This window comes from Rhodococcus sp. OK302 (genome assembly GCF_002245895.1).
GTDB lineage: Bacteria > Actinomycetota > Actinomycetes > Mycobacteriales > Mycobacteriaceae > Rhodococcus_F.
Map to the genome: position 1 here is coordinate 732,888 of NZ_NPJZ01000001.1, position 26,267 is coordinate 759,154.

Sequence of the window (26,267 nt, forward strand, 5' to 3'; positions counted from 1 at the left end):
ATGCACTGTGTAACGCCTAACTTCACTGGAGGCTCTGAGTTGTCGAAACCGAGATGGATCACGCGCCGATCCGCGACTGCCCTCGCCTGCATCACACTCGCGAGTGGCGGAGTTCTGATACAACAGGCCAGCGCAGCACCGGCCGGGATCGACGCGTACTACGCACAGACTGGCTGGGCGACCCTGCACGGCGATGCCGGCAACCGCAAAACTGTGCCGGTTTCACCGAGCGATCAGTACCAGTCCACCTGGTCTGGGCTCGACAACGCGTCGGTGCTCACAGCTCCGGTGATCGGTCCCGACGGGACGACGTACGTCACCACCGGTCTCGCGCCTGGCCAGTCCAATCTGTACGCCTACGCACCCGACGGAAAACTGAAATGGAAGTCCGCCGAATGGCAGAATTCTGACGACTTCGACAGCTGCGCCGTCCTGCAGAGCCCGTTGGTGGCCCGCAATGGCGACCTGTATGTCAGTGACTGCAACCAACTTTGGGCGTTCCACCCGAACGGCCAGGTGAAATGGAAGGTCGCGCTGCCCGATGCTTCCCCCGGATCCCCGTGGCAAGAAGGCACCCGCGCGACCCCGTTCCGGCCACTGGTTACCGCCCAATTCCTCGCGGACGGCTCGGTCATGGGCATCACGACCTGGAACAAGGTCGTCGTAGTCGATCCCGATACCGGAGCGCTGCGAGCACCCGTGACACAGCTGCCGGCAACCGCATCGCTGCCGGCTGACCAGCCGAAACCGCCGACACTCCTCGGCAGCGGCTTGCTTGATCCCGAGCTCACGATCCCCACCTGGGAATTGTTCTGGGGTGGCACCATGCCGCAGGCCAACACTCCGTCGGTATCGAACAAGACCGGCCGAATCTTTGCGGTCTCCTCGGACACGACACAGGGCTACGTCTACGGGATCGACTACGTACCGGGCACTGGTGGATCACTGGGCACAATCGCACTTGCCTTCAGCGCAGCCGTCGGCTCCGGCAGCAGTTCCAGTCCGACGATCTCCACCGACGGAAATGCTGTCTACGTCACGGATAATGCCGGAATCCTTTATGCGGCAGGGACTGACGACGGTTCCGTCCGCTGCAGCGTGGACGCCGACAGCAAGGGCGGCTCGCCTACCGCAGGCCCCGACGGCAACATTTACCTGCTCGGCGATCAGGGCACGAGCATGACGTCCTACAACTCACAGTGCCAGCAGCGTTGGAGTGCCGACTTCTCAGCACTCGCGAAGGAAGTCCTTCCGATCAGCCCGACGGTCGGAGAACCCACCTGGATTGTCGGCGGACCGCCAACCCTTACCAATGACGGCTTGCTCGCACCCATCTCGCTCGGCTACCACGTTCCACTGGGGCCCAACGCTGCTCCGTTCGTAGCGACGGACTTCCGGCTCGCGAAGATCGACCCCGCCACCGGTTCGATCGAAAAAGTCCTCGCGCCCCAATCTGGCGAGAGCGACGGATTCACTGTCCCCAACACTCTGAATCGTCTCATCGTCGTCGGCTACGGCGCGATCGGAACCTCATCGATCGAACCGGCCCGCTCGGCAATCGACCCGCGACTGCCCGAGGGCCACAAAATGCCCCCGCTCCGCGGTGGTATCGAGGCCTTCCTTCCCATCGGCTCCCCGGGAGTCGGGTCTTCGGGAGTCGGGTCTTCGGGATCGATCGGTAGCTCCGACAGCGCCAGCGTAGGCAGCGTCTTCGGTAGCTGACGCTTCGCACAGCGTCCGAGCAGACCCCGCAGTCACATCGACTGCGGGGTCCTCGGCTTCGAGTGCCCTCAAGCGGTCGCAGCCACCAGAGACGGGCGACGATCGATCACCCGGTTCGCTTTCGACACAGCACGTTCCAGCGTCTCCGGTTCCAGTATTTCGACGACGAAGTTGATATTCGTATCGTTCTTGAGCCGCGCACGTACGGTGACTGCCAGGTCTGCCTTGAAGGCCGGCACGTCATCGAGTTCGAGTGTCGGGTCGTACTCGACCTGGACGGTGGCAGTGTCCAGAGTTCCGTCGCGGTCGAGCGTGACCACGAACTCGACGCCGGTACCGGGCACTGAAAGCAGTGACCTTTGGACCTGACTCGGATACACATTGGCGCCCCGGATGATCAGCATGTCGTCGAGCCGTCCGTAGACGCCGAGCGGGAGGCGCGGGTAGGTCCGGCCGCACGGACAGGGCTCGTAAGTCATGTGCGACTCGTCCCGTGAGGCGAAACGGATCATGGGCTGCGATTCCCGCCTCAAATGCGTATAGACGACACCGCCACTGACAGAGTCCGGGGCAGCCTGGTTCGGGTTCTCCTTGTCGACGATTTCAGTCCACACCTGATCCTGCAGGACATGCACGCCAAGTCCGTGTTCACATTCCGCATTGGTGGCGAACGGAGTCATCTCCGACGTTGTTGCCAAATCTCGCACGGACATACCCCAGCCTTGCTCGAGCGTGTCCCGGATACCAGGAATGGCTGCACCGGGTTCGCCGATGAAGATGCCGAGACGAAGCGGCGATGCCGCTGTGTCGTAGCCGAGCGAACGTGCCCGCTCCAGCATGTGGAGCGCGTAGGTCGGGGTACTGATCAGCACTGTCGAACCGACTCGGTACATCAACTCGAGTTGGCGTTCTGTCTCGCCGGCGCCGATCGGAAAGGTTGTGGCGCCGATACGTTCACATCCCTGCAGTGCACCCCAGCCGCCGATGAACATGCCGAAGACGGTGGCCAGTTGAACCCTGTCGGTAGAACGCACTCCCGTCGTGAAGAAGCCTTGGGCCATCACGTCGGTCACATGCTCCCAGTCGGCATGGGAGATTCCGTAGAGAGTGGGGGCGCCGGTGGTGCCCGAGGAACCGTGAACGCGAGCGATCTCCGATTCCGCGACGCCGAGGTAGCTGCCGAACGGCGGGTTCGCAGCCTGATCGTCCCGCAGCATTTGTTTGGTGATCACGGGAACGAGGCGGGTGAAGTCATCGAGACTTCGGACCTGATCGGGATGGAAGCCGTGCGCGTCGTAATGCCGCCGGTAGAAGGGCAATTCGGTGTAGACGCGGCGCAGTTGCTGCTGCAGCAGAGCGAGAATTTCCAGCTCACGCTCTGCGCGCGGCCGAGTCTCCAACTTCTCATTCCAGTAGGCACGTTCGGGAGCCATGGACTACCACCTTCCTCTCAATCGTGACCACATCATCTATGCGTTACCGGAGCACGAATACCCCCGAAATTGTCGCAGCCGAAGCTCGCATGGACGTCACGTTTGACCGAAGAGTGATAGCAGAAACGATTGAGGCGCAAGCTATTTGCTGGATACCATCCTCACGACAGGAGACCCGCCGCACGCGCCGCCGACACTGCCGCGTGCCGATTGTGCACGCCGAAGATCCCGCGCAGCACACGCATCCGACGCCGCACGACGGGCAGTCCAATCCCCAGACCGTCCGCGATGTCACTGTCGGTGCATCCCGCCGCGGCAAGTTCGAGCACCTTCAGATCCGTCGGCCTGATCGCCGGGGACACGCCCCGTTCCAACTCGCCACGCAGGACAACCAGCAGGTCGAGACAAGTACTACGCACCTTGGCATTCACCGGATGCTCCGGCATCTCGGCGAGGTCGGCCACCATCTCCTCCACGAGAGCGCACCAGCGCGCACGGTCTAGCGTCTCGTCTGCGTGGCCGGCATTCGCCTCCAAGTCGAGTGAAAGCTGCCGCCCTACTTCGACAAGTTCGTCGATGGCACGATCACCGATGCTCATCGCGGTGCGAACACCCCCGTACAAGACGGCCCTCACTTGGCCGTGGACACGGGCCGGGACAGCGATGAGCGCCCGCAGACCCTCCCTCGCCACAGCACTGTCGTATTCGTGAGTGATTGCGCGCGCGCATGAGTAGTCCCGCACGGATACCGGCCGGCCTAAAGTCGTGGCCTTGCCGCCAAGCCCCACTCCCGGTGGGAGCGACAACCCATACAACGCCTCGCACCGGTTGCCTCGAAGATTGGTAATCCTCAAGGTCTCCGAACTGACCCGTCCCGCGAACGCAACGGCTAAGCCAGACCGGTGCTGCACTTGGGTAAGCGCACGGTCCAGCGCACTACTGGCATCGACATCTGCGGCAACGAGCGTCATCGGACACCTCTATGTTGTCAAAAGGGTTGAATATGCGAGCACTCGCTCGCATAATAGTGCCAGGATGGACGGCGAACAAGAGGGGCTGAAAATGACCAATCTGCCGCTCACAGTCAGTGAGACCGAGGCGATCCGTCGCGCGTTTGCCGAGCTCAGAACGCTAGCTGCACTCGCAAAATTAGGAAAGGACAGGCGAACCCTACGAGATTTTGGCCGACGCCTCGTTCCACAGGGACGACACGACGGCCTACTGTCCGAGCGCGAAGTCGACGTGCTCGCACATGCGGCGACCGGACTTCACAACGTCGGAATTGCAGAAGCCCTGGGTCTTTCGCCCCAAACCGTCAAGAGTTATCTGGGATCTGCGCTCACCAAACTCGGCGCACACAGCCGGCAAGAAGCCGTCGACGCTGCCCGCCGAGCAGGCCTGCTCCCCTGATCGCCACCCCGGCTCACTACTTCGCTGACGTCTCCACTTCGAGGCGAGTCATGATCAGCGCTACGTGCTCGCCGACAAAAACGTCTGACTCGACGTCCTTCACGGCCCACCCTTTGAGCGCCGGCAAGTGACCCAACAAGACGACGTCCTGCGCCAGCAGTTGCACATGGACGTCTCTGAACAGCCCGTGCCGAACGCCGACGCCGATCACATCCGCAAATAGGCCGGTGATGCCGAGTTCACGTTCCTTGTAGCGGCGATGCGCGTCTTCGGGCAGGTGGCGGTATTCGCGATACATCAGCAGGATCTGCTCGCGATTCCGAAGACATTCGCGGAGGTACACCTCGATCATGAGTCGAAGCTTCTCCGGAAGTTCGCGTTCACCGCTCGTCGTGATCTCGGCAAGAGTCTCCCGCAGGCCACCGTAAATGTTCTCGCAGGCCATCACCAGCAGATCGGATTTCGTCTGTATGTAGCGATACAGCCCACCGACGCTCATTCCGAGGTCCTCGGCCAATTCGTTCACCGATACGCTGTCGAACCCGCGCTCGATGATGTGCCTGGTCGCCACGGCCTGGAGCTGACTCAGTCGCTCCTCGCGACTCACTCTCATCGAATCAACCCCGCGGGTGCCGCCGTGCGGAACCAGCTGGTCAGCGATTCGCGAGCGTGCAGATATTCGCGAGTATCCAAGGGAGTCATCAATTCCTCGTCAGGTTTGGGCGCCCCGCGAGCAGGGCGACTGGGACGCCGCCGGGGATCCGAGCCAGCATAACTACCGCTGCGGCAAGCCGGTCTGCAACCACCTCGCAGAGGCTTGACGCGCCTCCACACTGTGAGCATACTGCAAATGTGAGCGAGCACTCGCTCGCATTTGACGCAATGCAACCCCAAGGAGGCATCGCATGGGCGCACCCATCAGGATCATGGTCACCAAGATCGGTCTCGACGGCCATGACCGAGGCAGTCGCATCATCGCGGCATACCTACGCGACGCCGGGCATGAAGTCATTTACACCCCGCCGTGGCAGACGATCGACGGAGTGGTCCGACTCGCGCGCCAGGAGGACGTAGCTGTCATCGGAATCTCTTCCCTGGCAACGGACCACCTGATCATTCCCGACCTGATCGACGAACTCAGGAAGGCCGAACTCGGCCATGTGGCGATCGTCGTCGGAGGGATCGTCCCCGATAGTGAGCACGCCATGCTCCACGACGCCGGCGTGGCACAGATCTTCGGGCCGGGGTCCTCCCGTGAGGAGATCGTGGAATCCGTCACTGCACTCGGCGAGGCCGTGTTGGCCGCGCAATTCGGAACGGAGGTCTCAGCATGACCATGGTGGAACCTACGAGCGCCCAGGAACTTTGGGCTGCGGAATATGCCGGCCAGGTCCCCGCCGACCGGGTGGTGCGAAATCGGTCGGGAATCACGATCGAACCCCTCTACACACCGCAGGACTGGTCGGGTGACCGATTCGCTTCTGATCTCGGATACCCAGGCCAAGCGCCGTACACCCGCGGCATCTACCCGTCCATGTACCGAGGTCGGACGTGGACGCAGCGCCAGTTGATCGGACTGGGGACCCCGGAAGACTACAACGGCCGCGTCCGTCAAATACTCGATCTCGGCGCCAACGCCATCAGCCTGCTGCCCTGCAATTCCGGGTTCCGCGGTCTCGATTGCGACGAAGTCCCCACACCTCTACTCGGCACCTGCGGCACGGTCATCAACAACGTCGACCACATGAGTACCGCGCTCGACGGAGTTCCGCTCGATACGATCTCCACCGCCATGAACGACCCCACACCGTTCACGCTGCTCGCCTTCGTACTGGCCACCGCAAAGCGCCGCGGCACTCCGTTCGACCGAATCACCGGGACCTCGAACCAGTCTGACTACATTTCCCACTTCGTCGCGAACCACATGTTCTACCGACTCTCCCAGCCAGGATCTCGACGGGTCCTGGTCGACCACGTCGCGTATTGCCGTGAGCGAGTGCCGGGATGGAACCCGGTGTCCGTCGTGGGCCAGCACATGCAACAGGCCGGAGCGACCCCGGCAGAGACCATGGGCTTCACACTCTCGACAGCTATCCAATACGCCGAGGACTGCATGGCCCGGGGTCTCGAACCCGACGACATCCTTCCGCGATTCACATTCTTTTTCGATGTGTCGATCTCGTTCTTCGAGGAGATCGCGAAATTCCGTGCAGGCCGAAGGATTTGGGCCCGGATCGCCAAAGAACGACTCGGCGCGAAGGATCCGCGCTCATGGCGGTTCAAGTTCCATGGTCAAACCTCGGGCGTCGACCTCACTGCCCAGCAGCCCCTCAACAACATCGCCCGCGTGACAACCCAGGCCATGGCCGGAATTTTCTCGGGGCTTCAGTCGATGCATACCGATGCCTACGACGAGGCAATCACTTGCCCGACAGAAGAATCGGCGCGTATCGCCATTGCCACGCAAAACATTCTGCGCGAAGAAGCTCATCTCTGTGACGTGATCGATCCACTCGGCGGTTCCTACTACATCGAGCAACTAACCGATCAGATGGAGGAAGAGATCCTTCGCGTCATGAAGATCGTCGAGGATGCCGGCGGGATGTATGAAGCCGTGGGTTCCGGCCTGGTACAGGGCATGATCGGCCGCTCCGCGCTCGCCGCCCAGGATCGTATCGACCTCGGCGAAGATCGCGTCATCGGAGTGAACTGCTACCGCTCCGAAGGTGCCGAGGGTACCCAGCCGCCGCCGTACCGTCCCGATCGAGATGCCATGGAGGCGCATGTCGAAGCCTTCCGGGCATTCAAACGCGATCGGAGCGAAACCGAAGTTCGACGGGGTATCGACGGATTGCGCAACGCCGCTCAAAATGAAAAGGAGAATGTGTTCGAAAAAGTAGTCGATGCCGCGATCAGCGGTGTCACTCACGGCGAGATCGTCGGCACGCTCCGCGACGAACTCGGCTTCGGCAACCCACTGATCGTCGCATGACGGACTCACTCGAGGGACTCGTGGCAGGACTCCTGGCGGGCCACGAAGCAAGTCTCGCCAGAGCCCTGACCATTCTGGAACGGGGCGGGCCGGACGCCACCAACCTGCGTACGCGTCTGCGACCGCACACGGGACGCGCCGTGGTCGTGGGACTCACGGGGCCACCAGGCGCCGGCAAGTCCTCTCTGATCGGCTCCATGGTCACTGTGCTGCGGCGGGCCGGGACGCGTGTCGCCGTACTCGCTGTCGACCCCTCCAGCCCGGTATCCGGGGGCGCCCTGCTCGGCGACCGAACCAGAATGGGCGCGCACACCTGCGATCCGGGAGTGTTCATCCGTTCGATCGCGTCGAGAGGCTATACCGGTGGCCTGTCCCGCGCTGTCCCAGCCCTGATCGACGCCGTCGACGCCGCCGGCTGGGACGTCGTACTTCTCGAGACGGTGGGAAGCGGTCAGTCCGACGTGGAGATCACGGAGTTCGCCGACATCGCCGTCCTCGTATCAGTTCCGGGTTTGGGCGACGATCTCCAAGCGATCAAAGCCGGCGTACTCGAGCTTGCGGACGTCCTGGTCGTGAACAAGGCCGATCTCCCTGGGGCGAAAAACACTGCGCGCCAGCTTGAACGGATGCTCGCACTACGGCGGGCCGACGCGGTTCGACCACCCGTGATCAGCACCAGCGTCGTCGACGAAACCGGTATCGAAGACCTCATCTCGGCTGTCGACAAAGCCGAACGCGGCAATGGAACGGTTCGCCGACTTCGCCGAGAACTCGTCCGAGAAGCAGAGTTGATTTTCGCCCAGAGACTGAGGACCCAACCGCTCGACGAGGCCTGCGCGTCGGTATTCAACGGGACCCGGGATTTCGAGGACGTAGTCTCCGAGTTGGCAAAATCCTGAGATCGAAACCCCGCCGCATCAGCCAATCGGACGCAGTACCGATCTACCCAACAACTCGCACACCTGCAGAGCCAAGGCCAGATCCAGCTTGTCCCGACCGGCTGTCACTGGATCAGCCAGCGCCTTGTTGACGCGATACTTCACCGTATTGCGGTGCAAATTCATATAATTGGCGGTATGCAAGTGGCTTTCACCGTGGGCAAAGTAAACACTCAACGTCGTGCGCAGGATTGCGGCCGACGACGTGTCGTCGGCCAGCGGTCCCAACACTTCCCACACCCAGGATTTTGTCGACTCGAGATTTTCCGACAGAAGTGACACCACCGCGACACCTCGATCTCCGAAACTGACAACAGGACGCGACGGCGTATCAGGCACCGCAGCAACCGAATACGCGGCGCGCGCCTGCTGGTGAGAGCGTTTGAATCCGTCGACTCCCGAACCCGGGAGGCCGATGGCTACCCGACTGCCACCGTCGAGCGGCACGGACGCGGCCAGACTTTCGAGATCCGGCGCCGGGACTCGTCGACCGAAAGGCAGCCACGCCCAGACCGTACGACGGTCGATGGCGGTCACGATCACGGATTTGTCCGCACCGGCAGCGGCACCGAGATCACGCACCAGGCGGTCGAGGGCATTAAATCCCAACACATCCGCGTCCGACGTCGACCAGGCAACGACGGCCAGATGATTCTGATCGAGTCGATACCCGGTTTCGGCTTCGAAAGTTACGGTGTCCCCTCCACTTCCCGAGAGGAGAGCATGGATCGCGGCCGAGTGCAGGTTGCCTTGCGCGTTGATCCACCGACTCCGCTCCTGCTCGTAGGCATCGAAGACGTAGAGCGTGATCCAGTCGATATAGCTGTACACAACGTCCGAAACATGTTTCAACACTGCAAGAGTGAGCCGCGCCGAGATATCGAGAGTGCTGACCTCGTCGTGACAGATACGCATCAGATCACCTTGGCCCATGTGGTAGGCACGGACCAACGAGTTGGACGGAACATCTCGCTGGGCGAGGCGTAGAGCATATTCAACCGCCGCAGTGGTCGGTTGCAGATGATCGATCGGAATATCATTGGCGAGTACGTGAATGATAGTCGTGACGTTTCCCTGAACGCTGGCCTCGAGCATTTCGATCAGGTTGGCGTCATCGTCCAGTTGATCGATCTCGTGAGCCATCATGACAGCCATCTCGCGGGCAATGTCAGCACTGCGCACGTCGAGGCGACCCGCTAATTCCGCAACCACGGCCAGCACTTCCGGCTCGGCACTGGCAGGAACTCGGGCGAGACGCCGCTTCGCGCCGGCGCCTCGATCCTTGTTCGTGGGACTGCTCACAAAACCTCCGCGCCCTGACGTCGTAGGTACTTCAGCGCCGACTCCGCCGCGTTGTATCCACACATTCCGTGTGCGCCGGCGCCGGGTGGCGTAGACGCCGAGCACAGGTAGGTGCCCGCGATCCCCGTGCTGTACGGATCAACTGCGATGCGCGGGCGCATTACCACTTGCAGTTCGGAATTGGCGCCGCCGACAATATCGCCGCCCACCTGATTAGGATTGTCTCGCGCCAGGTCGGCGGTACCGCGGCTTGACGTAGCGATGATCTGTTCCCGAAATCCCGGAGCAAAACGTTCGATCTGACGAATGATCGCCTCCGTTGCGTCCCCGGAATATCCATGCGGCACATGGGCGTAGGCATACAACGGGTGGATGTTTCCGGACGAACGGGTGGGATCTGCCAGGTACTGCTGACCGATCAGAACAAACGGCCGCTCCGGCATGCGGCCAGAATTCGTCGCACGCTCACCCGCCACGATCTCCTCGAAACCGCCCGCCAGGTGGACTGTTCCGGCACGTCCGCAATCGGGATTGGTCCACGGAACGTGACCTTCGATCGCGAAATCGACTTTGAAGGCTCCGGGTGCTTGCTTGAACTTTCGATACGCCTTCGCCACGCGCGACGGGAGTCGATCACCCAGAATCTCGAGCGCTCCACTCGGATTCACATCCAGTAGAACAACATCCGCGTCGGGCAGTTCCCGGGCGCTACGTACTCGCACGCCGGTATCGATCTTTCCGCCGTGATCGAGGAGCATCGCCGACATCGCGTCGGTAATCGATCGCGACCCGCCCTCGGCCACCGGCCAGCCGTAGCGGTGGCCGGCGCCGATAATCATCAAACCCACGGCCGACGTCGCTGGTCGGTTCAGTCGGTAATACGCGTGTGCCGCAACCCCACCGAACAGCGCTCTACCCTTCTCTGTCTTCCACAGCTTGGCAGTGACCGTGGCGGGCAGCAGTGCCCGCGGGCCAAAAGCCGCCAGCCGCAACGGATGCCGCGGAATGTTGACAATCGGACGCATCAGGTCCGAAGCCAAGGCGTCGAAACCCGTCGACAGGTCGTTGAACATGCGATGCCATCTCTGACCATCTGCGCCGAGTTCCGCCGCCGTCCGCTCGAGTGAGCGGTACAGAACGCCCGCATCGCCGTTGTCGAGCGGATGCGCACAATCGGCTTCGGCCCAGCGCCAGTTCAACCCGTATCGCTCGAGGTCCAGCTTGGACAGGTACGGCGAACCGATACCCATCGGGTGAAATGCCGAGCAGTGATCATGGATCAATCCGGGGACGTCGATGGGACCGGATCGGGTACCCCCACCGATCTGGTCGGCAGCCTCGAGCACCTGCACGTCGACGCCACTACGTGCAAGGTGTACCGCGGCAGCGAGCCCGTTGGGCCCGCTGCCGACAACTACGGCTTTGGTCACTGATTCACCTCTCGGTTGTTGCCTTCCTTGGTGCGCATCTTCGGCTCGGTGACAACGTTCGGATCCGTCACCGCCCGGTCAGCGCGTACGTCCAGTGTCCACTGAACATCGAACGGAATGGGCCCATTCGGCAACCAAGGCTGCTCGGCAACTGCGTCGGCGACCTTGAACGTGCCTCGTTCGATGACACCGAGGGCCGCGTCGATCACCTTGTACTCCTGTGTTGCCTTGTGAATGGGCTGCGATTCGATCCAGGTCACCAGGAACTCTCCGGGTGCGAAGTTGCAACGACGCTGGATCGCGGCAATCAGTTTCTCGTCGTGCAGGTGGCCGTCACCGAAGTTGAAAGCGACGATGGAGTTGCAACTGAATTCGGCCTCACGCAGGGAGTACGTATTGATGTCCTCACCGAGGTGCCGGATCATCAGGGAGAACAGCGCACGTCCCTGACTGTGCATCGAGCGCCAACCCAGCAGTTGGTGCAGCACGACGTCCGAGACGTCCTCGGGGTACATGGTCATCAACTGCTTGCGTGTGTCCTGCGACGGCCGCTTGATGTTCTCGTCGATCTTGGCTTCAGCACCCGGAGCAAAGGCCCACGTCGCCGATGCCCAGTTGCCCGCATACTGGCGCATGGACGGAAGGAACGACACCAAATCGGGTCGCAGATTGCCCAGGATCGGGAAAAATGCCAGTGCTGCAACAATTCCCGCAGTGATCCACGGCGAGGACATTGCGCCGATTCCGTACCCGTCCCACGCCGGGAAACCGAGGAAGAGGAATACCGCGGCGTACGCGAACAACAGATTCCATTCCAGTGGCACTGCCAACGGGAAGGTCGACGCGATAAAGAGGTGGAATCCGACCATGAGGAGAACGGCAAGGATTGTGAGCGTTTTGTTGGTTGAGAACAGCAAAATCAACGGAGTGACGATCTCGACCATCGTTCCGGCCACGTGCGCGACGCCGCCGCCCAGGCGAGACGGACGCAAATCCTCGGGGAAATTACGGTAATGCGCACGCTTGATCTTCTTCGATGGAATCCACGGCGTATTGCTGATCATCGGCGGTACCACCAGCGAGAAGTGGCGACCGAACTTCGAGATACCGGCACCGATCCACACCATGACGATCAGCAATTTGAGTGCCAGGATCATGTCCACGAACGGAAGGAACGTGAAGAAGATAATTGCGGGGAGGTACTGCTCGCTACGAGCGGCAATGAACGGAACCTTGTCGCGCAGACCGAGAATCAGCATCAGCGCCAGGAACGAGTACAGCACGGCAGGACGTACCAGTCCGGCGTTATCCGCAATGGCGGCGTCGACGCCGGTTGTGTGAACACCCGGAAGTACCGCCGCAACAAGAAGATTGATAACAGCAGCGACGTAGATGACCACATCGAAGACCGTGCGGGTATCGCCGGACGTGAGCGGGACTTTACCCGGCCACGGTGGCAAGCGAATTGTTCCGGGACGAATCCAGTAGAGAACACCACCCGTCATCGGCTTGAAGTGGCCGGCCAGCGGACCCCATGAGCCTGCCAGACCGAGCATTTCGAGCATCATCGTCCACAGAATGAGCTTCTGGTAAACGATGGGCTGGTTCCACCATGACGCCGGATCTACCCAAGAGAGGCCCGAAGTCAGTGTTGCAATTGCGGTTCCGGCGATGAGATAGAGGAATAGCAGCTTCATGATATAGACGGTATGAACCATCTTCGGCGTGCCGAACCCGTGATCCACCCAGTGCGTGGACATGTCACGCAATCGCTCGAGGAAGGGCTTGTCCATGAATGTGGCGGGGTCGACGGGAGGGAAGTTTCCTTCTTTGAATCCCATGATGTGCTCCTGAAATACGAGAAGTAGGCATGACGGATCAACTCGACGTATGCAATCGAGTTATTGCGCTGACACGGAAAAGACTGCTAGCGAGCGGAAGTGGCGCTCAAGGCTCGTCTCATTCCAGGTTTGTCGATCTTTCCCACCGGGTTTCGGGGTAGCGCGTCGACAACATAAATCGCCACTGGCACCTTCACTCGGGTGAGCAAGGCCGTGACATGGTCGAGCAATTCGCCTTCGGTGACGGGGGCATCTGGATAGGCAACGACATAGGCGACAGGAACCTCTCCGTAGACATCGTGGGGGGCGCCGATGACGGCAGCTTCCAGCACGGAAGGATGTGTGGCGAGCGAGTTTTCGATCTCCTTGGGGTAGATGTTCTCTCCCCCGCGGATAATCATGTCCTTGATGCGGTCGACCAACGTCAGATAGCCGTCCTTGTCCAGCACTCCGACGTCGCCCGTGTGCAGCCAACCGTCCACAACAGTTTTGGCAGTTTCCTCAGGCCTGTTCAGGTAGCCGTACATGACGTTTCCGCCCTTGATAACTACTTCACCGCGGATGCCGATCGGCGCGAAAGTCCCATCCTCAGCAAGGATCTCGATCTGCTGCCCGGGCAGAGCCGGGCCGACGGTTCCGAGTTTCCGTATTCCGCCGACCGGATTACACGCCGACGCACATGTTCCCTCGGTCAGCCCGTACCCCTCGACGATCTCGAAGCCGAATCGCTCCTCGGCTCGTTCGAGAAGTTCCTTGCTGATCGGGGCAGCGCCGCACACGGCGAACCTCAGAGAGGACGTATCGATCGACGCGTCCTCGGACTGCGACGTCAGCATGGCATAGATCGCCGGGACAGCGGAGAAGTACGTCGGACGCAATCGCGCAACGTCGTCGAAGAACCTTGATACCGAGAACTTCCCGGTGATACTTACCTGCCCACCGACGATCAATGGCGTCAGGACACTCACACAAATTGCATTGACGTGGAAGAGAGGGAGGATCAAGAGGCAGTGATCTGCACCGGTGATGCCGATGCTCTGCCCCATCGACGACGCCATGAACTGAAGGTTGGCGTGCGTGAGCATGACGCCCTTGGGCCTGCCAGTGGATCCGCTGGTGTAGATCAGGAGCGCGAGATCATCGGCAGCCAGTTCGATACCGGGCAGGGCCAGATCGGGTGGGCTCTCTGCGAGGTCGTCGACACAGAGCGCCGGCCGACCACCGCTGGGCGCATCCAACCCACCCGTAATCACCAGTCGAGCACCGGAATCCGAGATCTGGTAGTCCGCCTCGTTGGCCGTGAACATCGGATTGATGGGTGTTGCGGCGGCACCCAGGCGCCAGGCAGCCATGATCGCAATCAGCAATTCAACCCGATTGGGAAGCATGATCGCGACAACGTCACCCGCACCGATACCCTCGCTTGCCAGTTGCGCTGCAACGGCTTCCGTACGTTCTGCAAACTCGGTGTACGTGAGTTCAACCTGGTCGTCGCGGAGGCACGGCACATCGCCATGCTCTTTCGCCAGATCCCAAGCCAGATATCCGATGTCCGTCACGAGAGTCAGCACCTTTCCTTTTCCTGTGACTCAGAACACTATCGGCGCTACGGGACCAAAGAAACGGTCCACGGGGCTCAACTTGCCCGATTTCTTTGTGCTCCGAGCACAAACTCAGGGGGAGCACCTGATGAAGTAGCTCGTTCGCGCGAGCAGCAACAGCCCCTGATGGGTTCAATTGCCAACGGCCGCGGCGAGATCGGACGTTGTCGGTTTGCTACCGGGGCAATCACCGCGAGCGTCGTATGGTTCAGCGGCCTCGGGTACGGAGCGCGCCTGTTGACTCCACTCTTTGCCAAACCCAATGCCTGGCGAATCCTGGACGCGCTTATTGCCGTGATGATGACAGTTCTGGGATTGACTTCCTCTCGGCCGTGAACCGACCGAGATTCCCTACAGGACTCACACCCCGCAGTTGCCCCTGAAACTCGCGTCCCAGGGTTCCTGTTTCACAGACAGTTGCCTCTACACGCTTACGCGAGCAGAGGACTCACACCATCTCCACAGGCTGAAACCGCCAGTCCGACGGCCAAAATGTTGATCGCAGCATTGCTATCCCGATCGTGATGCGCTCCGCACCGGCACGTCCACACCCGAACGTCCAACGGCAACGACTCCACCACAACCCCACACACCGAGCAGGTCTTCGACGACGGATAAAACCTGTCGATCGCCACCACCCGCCGCCCGTACCAACCCGCTTTGTACTCGAGCATCGACCGGAACTCCGACCACGCCGCATCCGAAATCGCCCGAGACAAACTACGGTTCTTCAGCATGTTCTGCACAGCCAACGTCTCGACGGCGATCACTTGGTTTTCGCGCACCAGCCGAGTGGAGAGTGTGTGCAGATGATCGCGTCGCCGATCAGCAACGCGCCCATAGATTTTCGCGACCTTCAACCGGGCCTTCGCCCGGTTCGCGGAACCTTTCTCCTTCTTCGCCAGCGCCCGCTGCGCTCTCGCCAACCGGACACGATCCTTCGCCGCATGACGCGGGTTGTCGATCTTCTCCCCCGACGACAGCGTGAACAGGCTCGTGATCCCCGCATCGACGCCCACCGTCTGTTCCGTCGACGGCAGTGCGGCGATCTCGGTCTCGACCAGAATCGAAATATGGTACTGACCACGAGAATTACGGGACACCGTCACCTGAGAAGGCACCACGCCGTCCGGCAACGGACGCGACCACCGGATGTCCAACGGCTCCGCCTGTTTCGCCAACCGAATGACACCGCACCGGTAGGTGAAGCAGTTCGAAAAATACGTCGCCGAATCCTTCGAAACACCCTTCTTCTTAAACTTCGGATACCGGGTCTGCTTACGCCAGAACTTGTCGAACGCGCCCTGCAACTGTCGCAAGGCTTCCTGCAGTGGGCCTTTCGACGGTTCCGCCAACCACGTCGTGTCCGGCTCACGTTTCCAGCCGGTCAGCATCTTCGAGGTGTCACCGTAGCTGACGCGGCGTTTCTCCTGCTGCCACGCCTGCGATCGCTCCGCGAGCGCCCGGTTGTAGACGTAACGGGTGCACCCGAACGTGCGGGCAAGCTGCTCAGCCTGTTCGTCGCTCGGATAGAAGCGGTACTTGTATGCCCGCTTCACCACCCCCGTAGCCATAACCGAGAGACTAGCGGCGGCCACCGACAGGTTCGGCTATCCCGGCCCTGAAGGACCAGGTTTGCACCGAAGGATCATTGATCAGTTTGCTCACCGAATTGTGAGTGCGATGCGTAACGTAGGCCCGAGGCAGTTGTGACCATCGGGCAGGACTGATAGCGATGACCGAGAACAAAGTCGAGGACGAGCCGAACCGCGGATTGCTGTTACTTTGTCTGCTCGCAGTCGTTGCGGGTGTCTTCGTCGGATTTATCGGTGGAGCATTTCGGTGGTGTTTGCGCAGAGCCGACGACCTTCGCCAGACGATCCTGGACTGGTCGCATCAGATTCCGTACGTCGGGTGGCTGGTCCCCGTCGCGTTGGTGGCGTTGTGCACAGTGCTTGCCATCCTGATAGTGCGTCGGGTGCCACTCGCAGCGGGAAGCGGCATTCAGCATGTCGAGGCTGTTGCGCGAGGTGAAGCGAAACCACCGGGACTGATTCTGGTCCCGGCCAGATTCGTCGGCGGGCTGTTGGCAATCGGTTCAGGATTGGTACTCGGCCGTGAGGGCCCTACCGTGCACATGGGTGCGGCAATCGGAGCCGAGACCGGTCGACGGTCCCGTCTCCCCGAAGCCGATGTGCGCCTGTTGCAGACGTCGATGTCCGGGGCCGGACTCGCCGTTGCCTTCAACGCCCCGATCGGCGGTGCCCTGTTCGTGTGCGAGGAAGTGACACACTCCTTCAAACTCCGCACAGTCCTCCCCACCATGTTCGGAGTAGCGGTGGCAGTGGGATGTTCACGGCTTGTCATCGGTGATCGGCCTGATTTTGCCGTCAACGCCGTCCCAACTCCCCAGCTCGCACTCTTGCCACTGTTCGTCGTCTTCGGACTCCTCACCGGCCTGCTCGGGATTGCTTACAATCGCATGATCCTGGGAATGCTCAATGCCGTTGCACGCCTGCGACGTATCCCCCCGACCGTTGTCGGAGCTGCAATCGGTGCCGTCATCGGTATCACACTCTTCATCGACCCGCTGGCCGGTGGAGGTGGCGACCCACTTTCGCAGTTGATTGTCGGAGGACGCACATTTGTGCTGCCGATCCTGCTGCTGTACTTGGTTGTTCGGTTTTTCACCGGCCCGTTGTCCTACGCCGCCGGAACTCCCGGTGGCCTGTTTGCTCCTCTGCTCGCCGTCGGAGCTCTGTGGGGATCACTCTTCGCCGGGCTGTCGAGCTTCATTCCCGGAGTAGGTGGCGGACTCGCCATTGCACTGCCACTCGTCGGCATGGCCGCATTCTTCGGCGCTGTGGTGCGAGCACCATTCACGGGCATCGTGATCGTGATGGAGATGACGACAGTAACGTCGGCGCTTGTGCCGATGCTCGCGGCAACTGCTGCTGCAGTCCTCGTCGCGACGTTGACAGGTTCAGCCCCGATCTACGACAGCTTGCGAGAACGGATGCTGGCCACACAAAAGTGACCGCCCCCGGAGAATGTCGGGGGCGGTCACTTTTGTCTCGATCTTTATGCGGAGCGGGCCAATTCAGGTTCGCGTTCGACCACTGGTTGCACGGCCGCGATCTTCATCGGCTCCTGTGTGTAATGGAAGTGCGGGCGCCGGTGTCCGAGGAAGGATCCGAACCATGACATGACTGCCACGTACCGGTTGCGGAAGCCCACCAGGTACATCACGTGCACTGCCAACCACATGAACCAGGCGATGGTGCCCTTGAGTTCGATCTTGCCGACACGAACAACAGCGCTGAAGCGGCTGATGATCGACATGCTGCCCTTGTCGCGGTACTTGAAAGGCGTTCCGGCCTTCCGCTTTCCGTTGACGATCTTGGCTGCGTGACGGCCACCCTGCATCGCGACGGGCGACTGCCCCGGAAGGCCGTTGAGCGAGGTCATGTCGCCGATGGCGTAGACGTTGGCGAAACCGCCGACCGTGAGGTCAGGGTTGATGAGGAGTCGACCGGCGCGGTCGGACTCGCAACCGGTTGCCTCGCCGAGTACTGCGGCAAAATCGTTGGCCCGAACGCCGGCGGACCAGATGACGGTCTCGGCGTCGATGCGCTTCTCTTCCTTGGTCTTTGCCGAGGAGACGGTGACACCGTGCTCGTCGATGGCGGTGACCATTGTGTTGAGAACTACCTCGACACCCGACTTCTCGAGCGAGTTCTGGGTGTACTCACTGAGCTTGCCTCCGAAGGCCGGCAACGCGACGCCGGCGCCTTCGACCATGGTGACGGTGACTTCGTCGGCACTGATGTTGTTGATGGCCTTCGCGAAGTAGCGTCGCGCCAGTTCCTTGATCTGTCCGGCGAGTTCGACACCAGTGGCACCGGCACCCACGACGACGAAGCTGAGCAGGTTCTTGCGCATCAGAGCGTCGTTGGTGGTGTGAGCTTCTTCGAAGCAACGCAGGATCTGCTTGCGCAGGATCTCGGCATCTTCGACGGTCTTGAGCTTGTATGTGACCTTCTCGAACTCGTCACGGCCGAAGTACGCCTGCGTGGCGCCGGTGGCTGCGATGAGTGAGCGGTATCCGAGCGTATGCCGCGTTCCCGAAGCCTCGTAGACGATGGTGTTGTCTTCGGCATTGACCTCGACGACGCGGCCGAGGCGAACGTCGGCGTTGGGGCACTTCTGCAGGATCGTGCGGATGGGAGGAGCGACCTCGCCGGCCGACAGAACGCCAGTCGCCACCTGGTAGAGCAGCGGCTGGAACAGGTGCTCGGTGGTCGCGGAGATGAGGACGAACGGCGTCTTGGACTTCGCGAGCGTCTTCGCGGCAGCAAGGGCTCCGAATCCCGAGCCCACGATCACGACCTGAGTCTTCTCGTGTCCAGCCGCATCGATATCGGCGCGGCCCGCAGCAGTTCTATCCACAACAAACTCCTCAAGCAAATTGAAAGTATGACTATTACCGTATGGAACGGTCATGGGTCAGGTCCAGCTAGCTGCGGTATTCGCAAGACTGTTATCTCGATTGCTCATAAGTAAGCTATCGCTATGGACTTTCGCCAACTCAAGTACTTTCTCGTCGTGAGCGAGGAACTCAGCTTCAGCCGGGCTGCCGAGCGCTGCTTCATCTCGCAGTCTGCGATCAGCCATCAGGTGGCACGGCTGGAAAAGGAGCTCGGCGCGACGCTCTTCGAACGGTCCACCCGCTCCGTGCGACTGGCCCCGGCCGGGTCGCGTCTGGTGCCCATCGCGCAGCAAGTCCTCAGCCTGGAGACCATGGCGTACTCCGTGGCTCGCGACCCGAGCGCGCGTATCCGGATCACCGGAAACATGAGTTTTGCGGGTCAGACCTTGGACGCCATCGCCCACGTTCGCGAGCGCCATCCGGACTTGGACGTGGAATTCGTGATCAAGAGTTTTGCGCACCGGATGGACGCGGTTGCGTCGGGCGACGCGGACATCGCGCTCATTCGCGGCAGTGTTGATCGCCCAGGTCTGGAACCCATCGACCTCGGCGTCGAGGATCTACTGATCGTCATGTCGAGCCGTCACCCGCTGGCCGGTCAGCAGAGCGTCGATCTCAACGATCTGGCCGCATATCCCCTGCTCCTGCCGCCGCGCCAAAGCCAGGTGTTGATTCACCAGGTTGTGGAGGACGCATTCCGGGAGATCGACCGCCGGGTGCAGTTGGGTCCGGCAATTCCGAGTGATCACACCGCCACCCTGGACGTGATCACCAACCCGAACGCGTGGACGTTGCTGTATTCCATCACGGCCGGCGAATCCCCTCGGGCGGGCATCATTTTCATGCGAGAGTCTCACGGACGCTTACGAATCCCCGTATCGGGTGTGACACGCAGCGGTACCGCACATCCGCCGGAGTTCAATGATCTGATTGACGCACTAAAAGACGCGATCCGGCCCTGATCCTGAAGGATTTCACTCGCTCAGCGAACAAAATCCTTCACAATCACAGGGCCGGACCGCGCGTTCGGGGCTAGGTCTTGCTGTTTACATCCACCTTGCTGTCCTCAGCGAGCCCGATCTCGGAATCGGTGCCTGACTTCTCGAGGTCGATCGGCACATCACCGGTTTCGACTACTTCCGCATCAGGATCTGCCGGCAGCGGCTTCTTGAGGCTCAGGATGATCGAGCCTGCCAACACCACGATGATTACGGCAAGGCTGACCAGCGACGGAATCTCGGGGATGGACGTGCTGATCACCTTGTGGCTGGCCTGCAGGATCAGCTTGACGCCGATGAAGGCGAGGATGATCGAGAGACCCTTCGAGAGGTAGTGGAACTTCTCGAGCAGCCCGGAGAGCAGGAAGTACAGCGCACGCAGACCCAGGATCGCAAATGCGTTGCTGGAGTACACGATGAACGGATCATCACTCACTGCCAGAACGGCGGGAACGCTGTCGACTGCGAATACGAGGTCGGCAGCTTCGATAGCGACGACAACCGCGAACAACGGTGTGGCGACTCGCTTTCCGGCTTCCTTCACGAAGAACTTGGTGCCGGCGTACTCGTCACGAACCGGCATGATCTTGCGCAGCAAGCGAACTGCCACGGATGTGCCGGGATCGAAGCTCTCGTCATCGTCCTTGAGCAGCTTGTATGCGCTGTAGAGCAGGATCGCGGCAAACACGAAGAGAACGGCGGTGAACTTGCTGACGATCGCAACGCCGGCGGCGAGGAAGATGCCGCGGAAGATCAGGGCACCGATGACACCGAAGAACAAGACCCGGTGCTGGTACTCACGCGGCACCTTGAAGTAACCGAAGATCAGGGCGAACACGAAGAGGTTGTCAACGGAGAGGCTCTTCTCCAGTAGCCAGGCCGTGGTGAAGTCGACGCCCGAGTCCACCCCCAAGGTCAGGGTGACTACCACCGCAAAGATCAGCGACAGGCTGACCCAGAGCGCGCTCCACCAGGCCGCTTCCTTGAACCCGATGACGTTCGCGCCGCGGTGAGCAAGCAGGTCGATGAGCAGCATGACGACGATGACTGCGGCAAACGCAGCCCACGCCCAGATGGGAACGGTCACGGGTTCTCCTTCGCTGATTCTGAACGGCCGTTTTGCCGTCTTCACCAGTGTTCCTTGCCGACTTCAATCCATCACGGTCCAAATAGCGATGACTTTTCACGTAAAACTTGCCGGATTCCGGCAAGTTTGAACAATTTTTGAGAATTTGCGCGCGTTCTACCCTGGAGTTATGAGCACTTCGCTGTACTACTCAGCCGTTCGCCCGCAGCCGTTGTCCGCTGACGAGAGGACCGAAATCGACCGCCTGATCGCAGTACACAACGACGAGTTCCCCTTCGATGCCGAAGTCCTGGACCTGTACTCCTCGGACATCCCGAACACAGTGGTGAACGGATCCACCAAGATCTCGAACGACCCGACCGAGATCGTCCCTTCACTCGTCTACTGGTTCAATGCCCTGACCGAGCTGCGACGAGCACTGCCCGACGCAACCTGGGACGTCTCCCTCGACGACACGCCTGTCGACTGGGATGACGAATCGGGCTACTCACTTCCGGGACTGCCGGACATCAGCTGAGCGGCGTAGCGGGCCAATCGAGCAGCTTTGCCCCGAGCACTGCTGCGTGCAGCGCAAAACTGTCGTTGGGGTCGTTAACGTTCTGACCGGTGAGCTCGCGGATGCGGTCCAGCCGATACGTCACCGCGCGCACCGATAGATGCAGATCACGGGCAGTCTTCGCGGTGTTTCTTCCGGCCGCGAAGTAGGCGAGCAAGGTATCCACCATCGGCGCTGCCCCTCCCCGCGCTTCGAGCAGCGGAGTGAGGAGTGTCGAGATCAGATCGGTGACTGCCGGTCGGTCATTGACCAGAACGCGGTAGACCAGAAGATCGCGGGCGTCGATCACCGGGGAATTCAAGGACAGCCGCTGAGCCAGGTCATGGGCGTCAAGCGCTTCGCGGTACGACGCCACCACCCCGGCCGCTGTGGTGCGCGGCCGTCCGACGGCTATCTGCCAAGCTCCGTCCATCGTTCGTCGTTGCAACTGCACTCGTCCGTCGTCACTGGTTCTGGGACCGAGAGCCGACCGAATGCCGTGCAGCACATGGTCCATAGCGTCCCGATCGGGAGCGGCGAAGACCACCACGAGATTGCCACTCTTACTGGCGACCAGAGCATCCGAGTCACCCTTGCTGCCGAGGACTGCGCGCTCGACGGCCTTGACCAAGGAACTGTCGTCGGTGAAATCACGGTCGGCCGTTACTACAGCCACAGCGTGGGGTCCGGTGAGGTGGAGACCGAATCCTGAAGCGCGACCAAGCAATCCGACAACATCCGCGCCACCGGTCAATAAGTCGTCCACGAATTCGCGTCGAGCAGACACCTGCGAACGCACGAGTGTGCGTCGGGCGAGCTGGTATCCCTCTGCCAGTTCGGCCACCGCGTCGTCCACGGCGCGCAACATCACCTCACCGGCAGCAACTACTGCATTCGGATCCGATTGTGCGGCAATAACAGCGGGCAACTCACGCCACAGACGCCACGCCGAGGACAGGTACAGATCAAGCAGGGCCCGGAGTGCGACGCCCTGGCCCGCGGCTTCTTCCCCCCGCGCGCGGAAACGATGGAGAGCCCGACGCTGTAGCGGCTTACCCTCACAGACCGCGACACTGAGCACTTCGAGGAAGTCGCCCAGCAGCTCGACGGGCAGGCCACCGGCGTCGTCTGCCCCTGCGACGGCTACCCGCCGAAGTACATCTGTGGGCACACCGGTTCCGTTCACCCCCGCATTCTCTCACTGCGGAGCGTCAGGACAGACGCATCGAGCCAGTATCGAGGTAGCGCTGATGGAACGAGAAAGCCTCGCCCAAAATGTGCGGAGTCTGCCCCGCGCCGGGCTGTGCGTCGGCGCGAGCGACGTAATCGCTGAGTATCGGCCGGAACTCGGGGTGCGCACACTTGTCGATGATCAATCGGGCTCGTCGACGCGGTGAGAGCCCGCGCAGATCGGCCAATCCCTGTTCGGTGACGATCACCTGGGTGTCGTGCTCGGTGTGGTCGACGTGCGGAACCATCGGGACTATCGCCGAGATCGCGCCACCGCGGGCCGTCGACGGACTCAGGAACATGGATACGTAACCGTTGCGAGCGAAGTCGCCCGAGCCGCCGATACCATTCATGATCTGCGTGCCCATGACGTGTGTCGAGTTCACGTTTCCGTAAATATCGGCTTCGAGCATGCCGTTCATCGCGATGATGCCGAGCCGACGGACCACCTCGGGGTGGTTGCTGATTTCCTGCGGACGCAGCGTGATGTGGTTGCGGTAGAAATCGACATTCGCGGTCAGTTCCTCGATGCCCGCTTCGGTGAGCGCCAAGGCCGTCGACGACGCATGGGCGACGGTTCCGTCCTTGATCAGCTTCAGCATGCCATCCTGAATGACCTCGGAGTAGCAGGTCAGGCCTTTGTACGATCCACGGTCGAGGCCACCGAGCACCGCGTTGGCGACGTTGCCGATCCCAGCTTGCAAGGGCAGGAGCGTGTCGGCCGGCATCCGGCCCGCGCGAACCTCATGGCCGAAGAAGTCCAGAACGTGATCGGCGATAGCCTCACTGACCGCGTCGGGCGCGGTCAACGGACTCGCACTGTCTCGGCAGTTGGTTTCGACGACTGCGACAACCTTGGCCGGGTCGACGCGGAACGTGGTCTGCCCGATCCGGTCCTCGACGCGGACGATGTCGAGCGGCTTGCGGTTCGGCGGCAGCGCGGTGCCGTAGTAGACGTCGTGGATGCCCTCCATCGCCTCGGGCACCCACGAGTTGACCTCGAGAATGACCTTGTCGGCGACGTCGAGCCACGTCTTGTTGTTGCCGATCGACGCGGACGGGATCAACTCACCTGATTCGGTGATACCGGCTACCTCGACCACGGCAACGTCGACATTGCCGTAGTACCCCTCCCATACTTGCTGGGCCACGTGGGAGAGATGTATGTCGACGTAGTCCATCCGGCCGTCGTTGATGCGCTTTCGGGCCGTTGCCTCCGACTGATACGGCATCCGGAGGGCGATGCCGTCTACCTCTGCGAGCAGACGTTCCGTCTCGGTGGACACGGATGCGCCGGTCAGGAGGTTGATCGTGAAGTTCGCCCCCTCACCGCGGGTGTGATGGATGCGTTCCGCCAAGGCGGGAATGATGACTTTGGGGGTGCCGGCGCTGGCAAAACCGCTGATCGCGACCGTATCGCCGGGGTGAATGAACTTCACTGCCTCGGCAGCGGACGTTACTTTCGAAGCAAATGCAGAGCTGCGAATACGGCCGGAGACGGTGGGCTCACCCAATGAGAAAGTCACGCCAACAGGATAAACAGGGCCCGCCCAGACAAATTATCGGGATTATCAAGACAGAATTATCGAGACATGGTATGCACATCCCGACTCGAACGGAGCGCCTGTGAATCCCGGACCACCCACCGTCACACTGCCGCTCGACGCACTTGTCTTACGCGCGGCGGCGCTGATGAACACCGATCGTCGCTACATCCTCGGAATCACCGGTCCGCCCGGTTCCGGGAAGTCCACAGTGGCGAGCACCTTGACCCGAATGCTCGGCCCTCGCTCCGCACTTGTCGAGATGGACGGATTCCATCTCGCCAATCGCGAACTGGAAAGACTGGGCCTCCGCCACCGCAAGGGCGCTCCGGACACCTTCGACGCCGATGGATATGCAGCACTCCTTCATCGACTGAGAACGCCGGATAACGCGATCTACGCTCCCACCTTCGACCGCACTCTCGACGAGTCGATCGGCAGTGCGGTCCCGATCGGGCCGGAAACCACGCTGATCGTCACCGAAGGCAACTACCTCCTGCTCACCGAAGGACAGTGGCCGGTAGCGAGAAAGGCCGTCGACGAGGTGTGGTACCTCGACGTCCCCGCGGGGACGCGGACAGACCGTCTCGTGCGTCGACATTGTGGGTTCGGAAGCAGTCCCGATGTAGCCGAGCGATGGGTGCGCGATGTGGACCAACCGAACGCCAACGCGATCGAAGCAGTTCGCTCTCGCGCAGATCTGATCGTGCGACTGACCACCCAGTAAAACGTCGCCCCCTAAAATTCATTAGGCGCTATTAGACTCCGAATCGACCAAAAAGCCCCTGCGTGACGAGAGGATTCCGGCCATCGCGCACCGCTCGATTCGGTACATCGCAGTCTTGGTTGTCTGCATGTTCACCCTCGTCATTTCCGTCTCCAGCGCAGCGGGTACCGACGCAACGGTCAGCCCCGTTCGTATTTCCTACGCAGCCGACGCCGATACATTCGGCGATCTGTATCTTCCCCCCGGCGACGGCGGTTCACTGCCCGTCGTAATCCTGGTTCACGGCGGCGGTTGGGCACAGAAAAGCAACCTCGAATACGCGGGCGCATGGGCTCGAACGTTGACGCCGTACGGAATTGCAGTGTGGAACATCGAGTATCGACGCGTCGGCGGGCACGGAGGTTGGCCCACCACATTGTCCGACACGGTCTCGGCCACCAACGCCTTGGCTACCGTCGTACAGGAAAGGTCCGGGGGCCGACTGGATTTGAATCGTGTTCATATCGCCGGCTACTCGGCGGGCGGGCAGCTGGCAGCTTGGGCAGCGTCGAGGTCAAGCCAGGGGGCCGACACTCCCGAACCGAAACTAGAGGTGCCGATCCGCTCGGCAACCGTCATGGCCGGGGTGTTCGACATGGAACTCGCGGCCACAGTCGGCAAGGACAGATTTGTTCGAAATCTATTGGGCGGCATGCCAACTGAATTTCCTGATCGATACCGCATTGCCTCACCGATCGAGCATCTTCCGACCGGAATCCCCATCACAGCACTACATGGAAGCAACGACCGAGTTGTCTCCATCGAGCAGAGTCGGCGATACTTCGATGCCGCCCGCGCAGCGGGCGACAATGTCGACCTGATCGAGCTTCCGAACGTCGGGCACGGCGAATTCGGCAACGCCGAATCTCCCGCCTGGGCTATTTCCAAGCAAGCAATTCTCGAGCACGTCGCGAGCAAGTGAGCAGGTAAAAGCGCTCGATTTCAAACA

At 61.2% G+C, this 26,267-nt stretch carries 23 protein-coding genes; 11 read left to right on the forward strand and 12 right to left on the reverse strand.

Annotated elements, in window-relative coordinates:
• Window positions 1–39 precede the first annotated feature (39 nt).
• The gene (locus tag BDB13_RS03380) at window positions 40–1,722 is read left to right on the forward strand and encodes an outer membrane protein assembly factor BamB family protein (protein ID WP_094270404.1); all 1,683 of its coding nucleotides are present in this window, start codon (window positions 40–42) and stop codon (window positions 1,720–1,722) included.
• Window positions 1,723–1,790: 68 nt separating this feature from the next.
• Here the strand turns inward: BDB13_RS03380 and BDB13_RS03385 are convergent, their stop codons facing one another.
• Window positions 1,791–3,155: a phenylacetate--CoA ligase family protein gene (locus tag BDB13_RS03385; protein WP_094270405.1), complete on the reverse strand. Its 1,365-nt coding sequence runs from the start codon at window positions 3,153–3,155 to the stop codon at window positions 1,791–1,793.
• 161 nt (window positions 3,156–3,316) lie between these two features.
• The gene (locus BDB13_RS03390; protein ID WP_141210606.1) at window positions 3,317–4,126 is read right to left on the reverse strand and encodes a GAF domain-containing protein; all 810 of its coding nucleotides are present in this window, start codon (window positions 4,124–4,126) and stop codon (window positions 3,317–3,319) included.
• A gap of 91 nt (window positions 4,127–4,217) precedes the next feature.
• On the opposite strand from BDB13_RS03390, the gene BDB13_RS03395 reads away from it, so the two are divergent.
• Window positions 4,218–4,565, forward strand: a complete 348-nt coding sequence (locus BDB13_RS03395) for a response regulator transcription factor (RefSeq protein ID WP_254922690.1) — start codon at window positions 4,218–4,220, stop codon at window positions 4,563–4,565.
• Window positions 4,566–4,581: 16 nt separating this feature from the next.
• Here the strand turns inward: BDB13_RS03395 and BDB13_RS03400 are convergent, their stop codons facing one another.
• The gene (locus BDB13_RS03400; RefSeq protein ID WP_094270408.1) at window positions 4,582–5,178 is read right to left on the reverse strand and encodes a TetR/AcrR family transcriptional regulator; all 597 of its coding nucleotides are present in this window, start codon (window positions 5,176–5,178) and stop codon (window positions 4,582–4,584) included.
• Between the two features lie 292 nt (window positions 5,179–5,470).
• Between BDB13_RS03400 and BDB13_RS03405 the strand changes: the two genes are divergently transcribed.
• From BDB13_RS03405 to meaB, 3 genes are read left to right on the forward strand one after another with little or no spacing between them, the layout of a single operon-like run.
• Window positions 5,471–5,899, forward strand: coding sequence for a cobalamin B12-binding domain-containing protein (locus BDB13_RS03405; protein WP_094270409.1), 429 nt, complete (start codon window positions 5,471–5,473; stop codon window positions 5,897–5,899).
• Window positions 5,896–7,557 (forward strand): acyl-CoA mutase large subunit family protein, encoded by a 1,662-nt coding sequence (locus tag BDB13_RS03410; protein WP_094270410.1) that lies wholly within the window; start codon window positions 5,896–5,898, stop codon window positions 7,555–7,557. Before BDB13_RS03405 ends, BDB13_RS03410 begins: the two co-directional genes overlap by 4 nt.
• A complete protein-coding gene (gene meaB / locus BDB13_RS03415; protein WP_094270411.1) occupies window positions 7,554–8,456 on the forward strand; it encodes a methylmalonyl Co-A mutase-associated GTPase MeaB in 903 nt (300 codons plus the stop codon). Before BDB13_RS03410 ends, meaB begins: the two co-directional genes overlap by 4 nt.
• Before the next feature lie 18 nt (window positions 8,457–8,474).
• Here meaB and BDB13_RS03420 read toward each other — a convergent pair whose 3' ends face one another.
• The 4 genes from BDB13_RS03420 to BDB13_RS03435 form a co-directional block, all read right to left on the reverse strand.
• The gene (locus BDB13_RS03420) at window positions 8,475–9,797 is read right to left on the reverse strand and encodes a PucR family transcriptional regulator (protein ID WP_094270412.1); all 1,323 of its coding nucleotides are present in this window, start codon (window positions 9,795–9,797) and stop codon (window positions 8,475–8,477) included.
• Window positions 9,794–11,227 carry a phytoene desaturase family protein gene (locus tag BDB13_RS03425; RefSeq protein ID WP_094270413.1) on the reverse strand — a complete coding sequence of 478 codons (1,434 nt, stop codon included), beginning with the start codon at window positions 11,225–11,227 and terminating at the stop codon, window positions 9,794–9,796. Before BDB13_RS03425 ends, BDB13_RS03420 begins: the two co-directional genes overlap by 4 nt.
• The gene (locus BDB13_RS03430) at window positions 11,224–13,068 is read right to left on the reverse strand and encodes a DUF3556 domain-containing protein (protein ID WP_094270414.1); all 1,845 of its coding nucleotides are present in this window, start codon (window positions 13,066–13,068) and stop codon (window positions 11,224–11,226) included. Before BDB13_RS03430 ends, BDB13_RS03425 begins: the two co-directional genes overlap by 4 nt.
• Window positions 13,069–13,154: 86 nt before the next feature.
• Window positions 13,155–14,627: a class I adenylate-forming enzyme family protein gene (locus tag BDB13_RS03435; RefSeq protein ID WP_176459515.1), complete on the reverse strand. Its 1,473-nt coding sequence runs from the start codon at window positions 14,625–14,627 to the stop codon at window positions 13,155–13,157.
• Window positions 14,628–14,795: 168 nt separating this feature from the next.
• Between BDB13_RS03435 and BDB13_RS03440 the strand changes: the two genes are divergently transcribed.
• Window positions 14,796–15,005 (forward strand): LysE/ArgO family amino acid transporter, encoded by a 210-nt coding sequence (locus BDB13_RS03440; protein ID WP_254922691.1) that lies wholly within the window; start codon window positions 14,796–14,798, stop codon window positions 15,003–15,005.
• Window positions 15,006–15,100: 95 nt separating this feature from the next.
• Here BDB13_RS03440 and BDB13_RS03445 read toward each other — a convergent pair whose 3' ends face one another.
• Window positions 15,101–16,243, reverse strand: a complete 1,143-nt coding sequence (locus BDB13_RS03445; RefSeq protein ID WP_094270416.1) for an RNA-guided endonuclease InsQ/TnpB family protein — start codon at window positions 16,241–16,243, stop codon at window positions 15,101–15,103.
• A gap of 161 nt (window positions 16,244–16,404) precedes the next feature.
• On the opposite strand from BDB13_RS03445, the gene BDB13_RS03450 reads away from it, so the two are divergent.
• Window positions 16,405–17,706 (forward strand): ClC family H(+)/Cl(-) exchange transporter, encoded by a 1,302-nt coding sequence (locus BDB13_RS03450; protein WP_094270417.1) that lies wholly within the window; start codon window positions 16,405–16,407, stop codon window positions 17,704–17,706.
• Between the two features lie 44 nt (window positions 17,707–17,750).
• Here BDB13_RS03450 and BDB13_RS03455 read toward each other — a convergent pair whose 3' ends face one another.
• Window positions 17,751–19,118, reverse strand: coding sequence for an NAD(P)/FAD-dependent oxidoreductase (locus BDB13_RS03455; protein WP_094274645.1), 1,368 nt, complete (start codon window positions 19,116–19,118; stop codon window positions 17,751–17,753).
• A gap of 123 nt (window positions 19,119–19,241) precedes the next feature.
• Here BDB13_RS03455 and BDB13_RS03460 point away from each other — a divergent pair, with 123 nt between their 5' ends.
• A complete protein-coding gene (locus BDB13_RS03460) occupies window positions 19,242–20,120 on the forward strand; it encodes a LysR family transcriptional regulator (protein ID WP_094270418.1) in 879 nt (292 codons plus the stop codon).
• Window positions 20,121–20,190: 70 nt separating this feature from the next.
• On the opposite strand, the gene BDB13_RS03465 is transcribed toward BDB13_RS03460, so the two are convergent.
• Window positions 20,191–21,243 (reverse strand): TerC family protein, encoded by a 1,053-nt coding sequence (locus BDB13_RS03465; RefSeq protein WP_094274646.1) that lies wholly within the window; start codon window positions 21,241–21,243, stop codon window positions 20,191–20,193.
• A 169-nt stretch (window positions 21,244–21,412) separates the two neighbouring features.
• On the opposite strand from BDB13_RS03465, the gene BDB13_RS03470 reads away from it, so the two are divergent.
• The gene (locus BDB13_RS03470; RefSeq protein WP_094270419.1) at window positions 21,413–21,760 is read left to right on the forward strand and encodes a hypothetical protein; all 348 of its coding nucleotides are present in this window, start codon (window positions 21,413–21,415) and stop codon (window positions 21,758–21,760) included.
• Here the strand turns inward: BDB13_RS03470 and BDB13_RS03475 are convergent.
• Complete coding sequence (locus BDB13_RS03475; protein ID WP_094270420.1) at window positions 21,753–22,964, reverse strand: PucR family transcriptional regulator; 1,212 nt, start codon at window positions 22,962–22,964, stop codon at window positions 21,753–21,755. The two genes, BDB13_RS03470 and BDB13_RS03475, sit on opposite strands and share 8 nt — an antisense overlap.
• Window positions 22,965–22,989: 25 nt before the next feature.
• A complete protein-coding gene (locus BDB13_RS03480; RefSeq protein ID WP_254922692.1) occupies window positions 22,990–24,534 on the reverse strand; it encodes an acetyl-CoA hydrolase/transferase family protein in 1,545 nt (514 codons plus the stop codon).
• A 100-nt stretch (window positions 24,535–24,634) separates the two neighbouring features.
• Here BDB13_RS03480 and BDB13_RS03485 point away from each other — a divergent pair, with 100 nt between their 5' ends.
• Both BDB13_RS03485 and BDB13_RS03490 read left to right on the forward strand, forming a co-directional pair.
• Window positions 24,635–25,279 carry a nucleoside/nucleotide kinase family protein gene (locus BDB13_RS03485; RefSeq protein WP_094270421.1) on the forward strand — a complete coding sequence of 215 codons (645 nt, stop codon included), beginning with the start codon at window positions 24,635–24,637 and terminating at the stop codon, window positions 25,277–25,279.
• A 127-nt stretch (window positions 25,280–25,406) separates the two neighbouring features.
• The gene (locus BDB13_RS03490) at window positions 25,407–26,240 is read left to right on the forward strand and encodes an alpha/beta hydrolase family protein (protein ID WP_254922693.1); all 834 of its coding nucleotides are present in this window, start codon (window positions 25,407–25,409) and stop codon (window positions 26,238–26,240) included.
• The last annotated feature ends 27 nt before the right edge of the window (window positions 26,241–26,267 follow it).

Bases quoted from the DNA above. Each gene is read 5' to 3' on its own strand.
- BDB13_RS03385 (WP_094270405.1), bottom strand. From the start codon at position 3,155: ATGGCTCCCGAACGTGCCTACTGGAATGAGAAGTTGGAGACTCGGCCG.
- BDB13_RS03390 (WP_141210606.1), bottom strand. From the start codon at position 4,126: ATGACGCTCGTTGCCGCAGATGTCGATGCCAGTAGTGCGCTGGACCGT.
- BDB13_RS03395 (WP_254922690.1), top strand. From the start codon at position 4,218: ATGACCAATCTGCCGCTCACAGTCAGTGAGACCGAGGCGATCCGTCGC.
- BDB13_RS03400 (WP_094270408.1), bottom strand. From the start codon at position 5,178: ATGAGAGTGAGTCGCGAGGAGCGACTGAGTCAGCTCCAGGCCGTGGCG.
- BDB13_RS03405 (WP_094270409.1), top strand. From the start codon at position 5,471: ATGGGCGCACCCATCAGGATCATGGTCACCAAGATCGGTCTCGACGGC.
- BDB13_RS03410 (WP_094270410.1), top strand. From the start codon at position 5,896: ATGACCATGGTGGAACCTACGAGCGCCCAGGAACTTTGGGCTGCGGAA.
- meaB (WP_094270411.1), top strand. From the start codon at position 7,554: ATGACGGACTCACTCGAGGGACTCGTGGCAGGACTCCTGGCGGGCCAC.
- BDB13_RS03430 (WP_094270414.1), bottom strand. From the start codon at position 13,068: ATGGGATTCAAAGAAGGAAACTTCCCTCCCGTCGACCCCGCCACATTC.
- BDB13_RS03440 (WP_254922691.1), top strand. From the start codon at position 14,796: ATGGGTTCAATTGCCAACGGCCGCGGCGAGATCGGACGTTGTCGGTTT.
- BDB13_RS03445 (WP_094270416.1), bottom strand. From the start codon at position 16,243: ATGGCTACGGGGGTGGTGAAGCGGGCATACAAGTACCGCTTCTATCCG.
- BDB13_RS03450 (WP_094270417.1), top strand. From the start codon at position 16,405: ATGACCGAGAACAAAGTCGAGGACGAGCCGAACCGCGGATTGCTGTTA.
- BDB13_RS03460 (WP_094270418.1), top strand. From the start codon at position 19,242: ATGGACTTTCGCCAACTCAAGTACTTTCTCGTCGTGAGCGAGGAACTC.
- BDB13_RS03470 (WP_094270419.1), top strand. From the start codon at position 21,413: ATGAGCACTTCGCTGTACTACTCAGCCGTTCGCCCGCAGCCGTTGTCC.
- BDB13_RS03490 (WP_254922693.1), top strand. From the start codon at position 25,407: ATGTTCACCCTCGTCATTTCCGTCTCCAGCGCAGCGGGTACCGACGCA.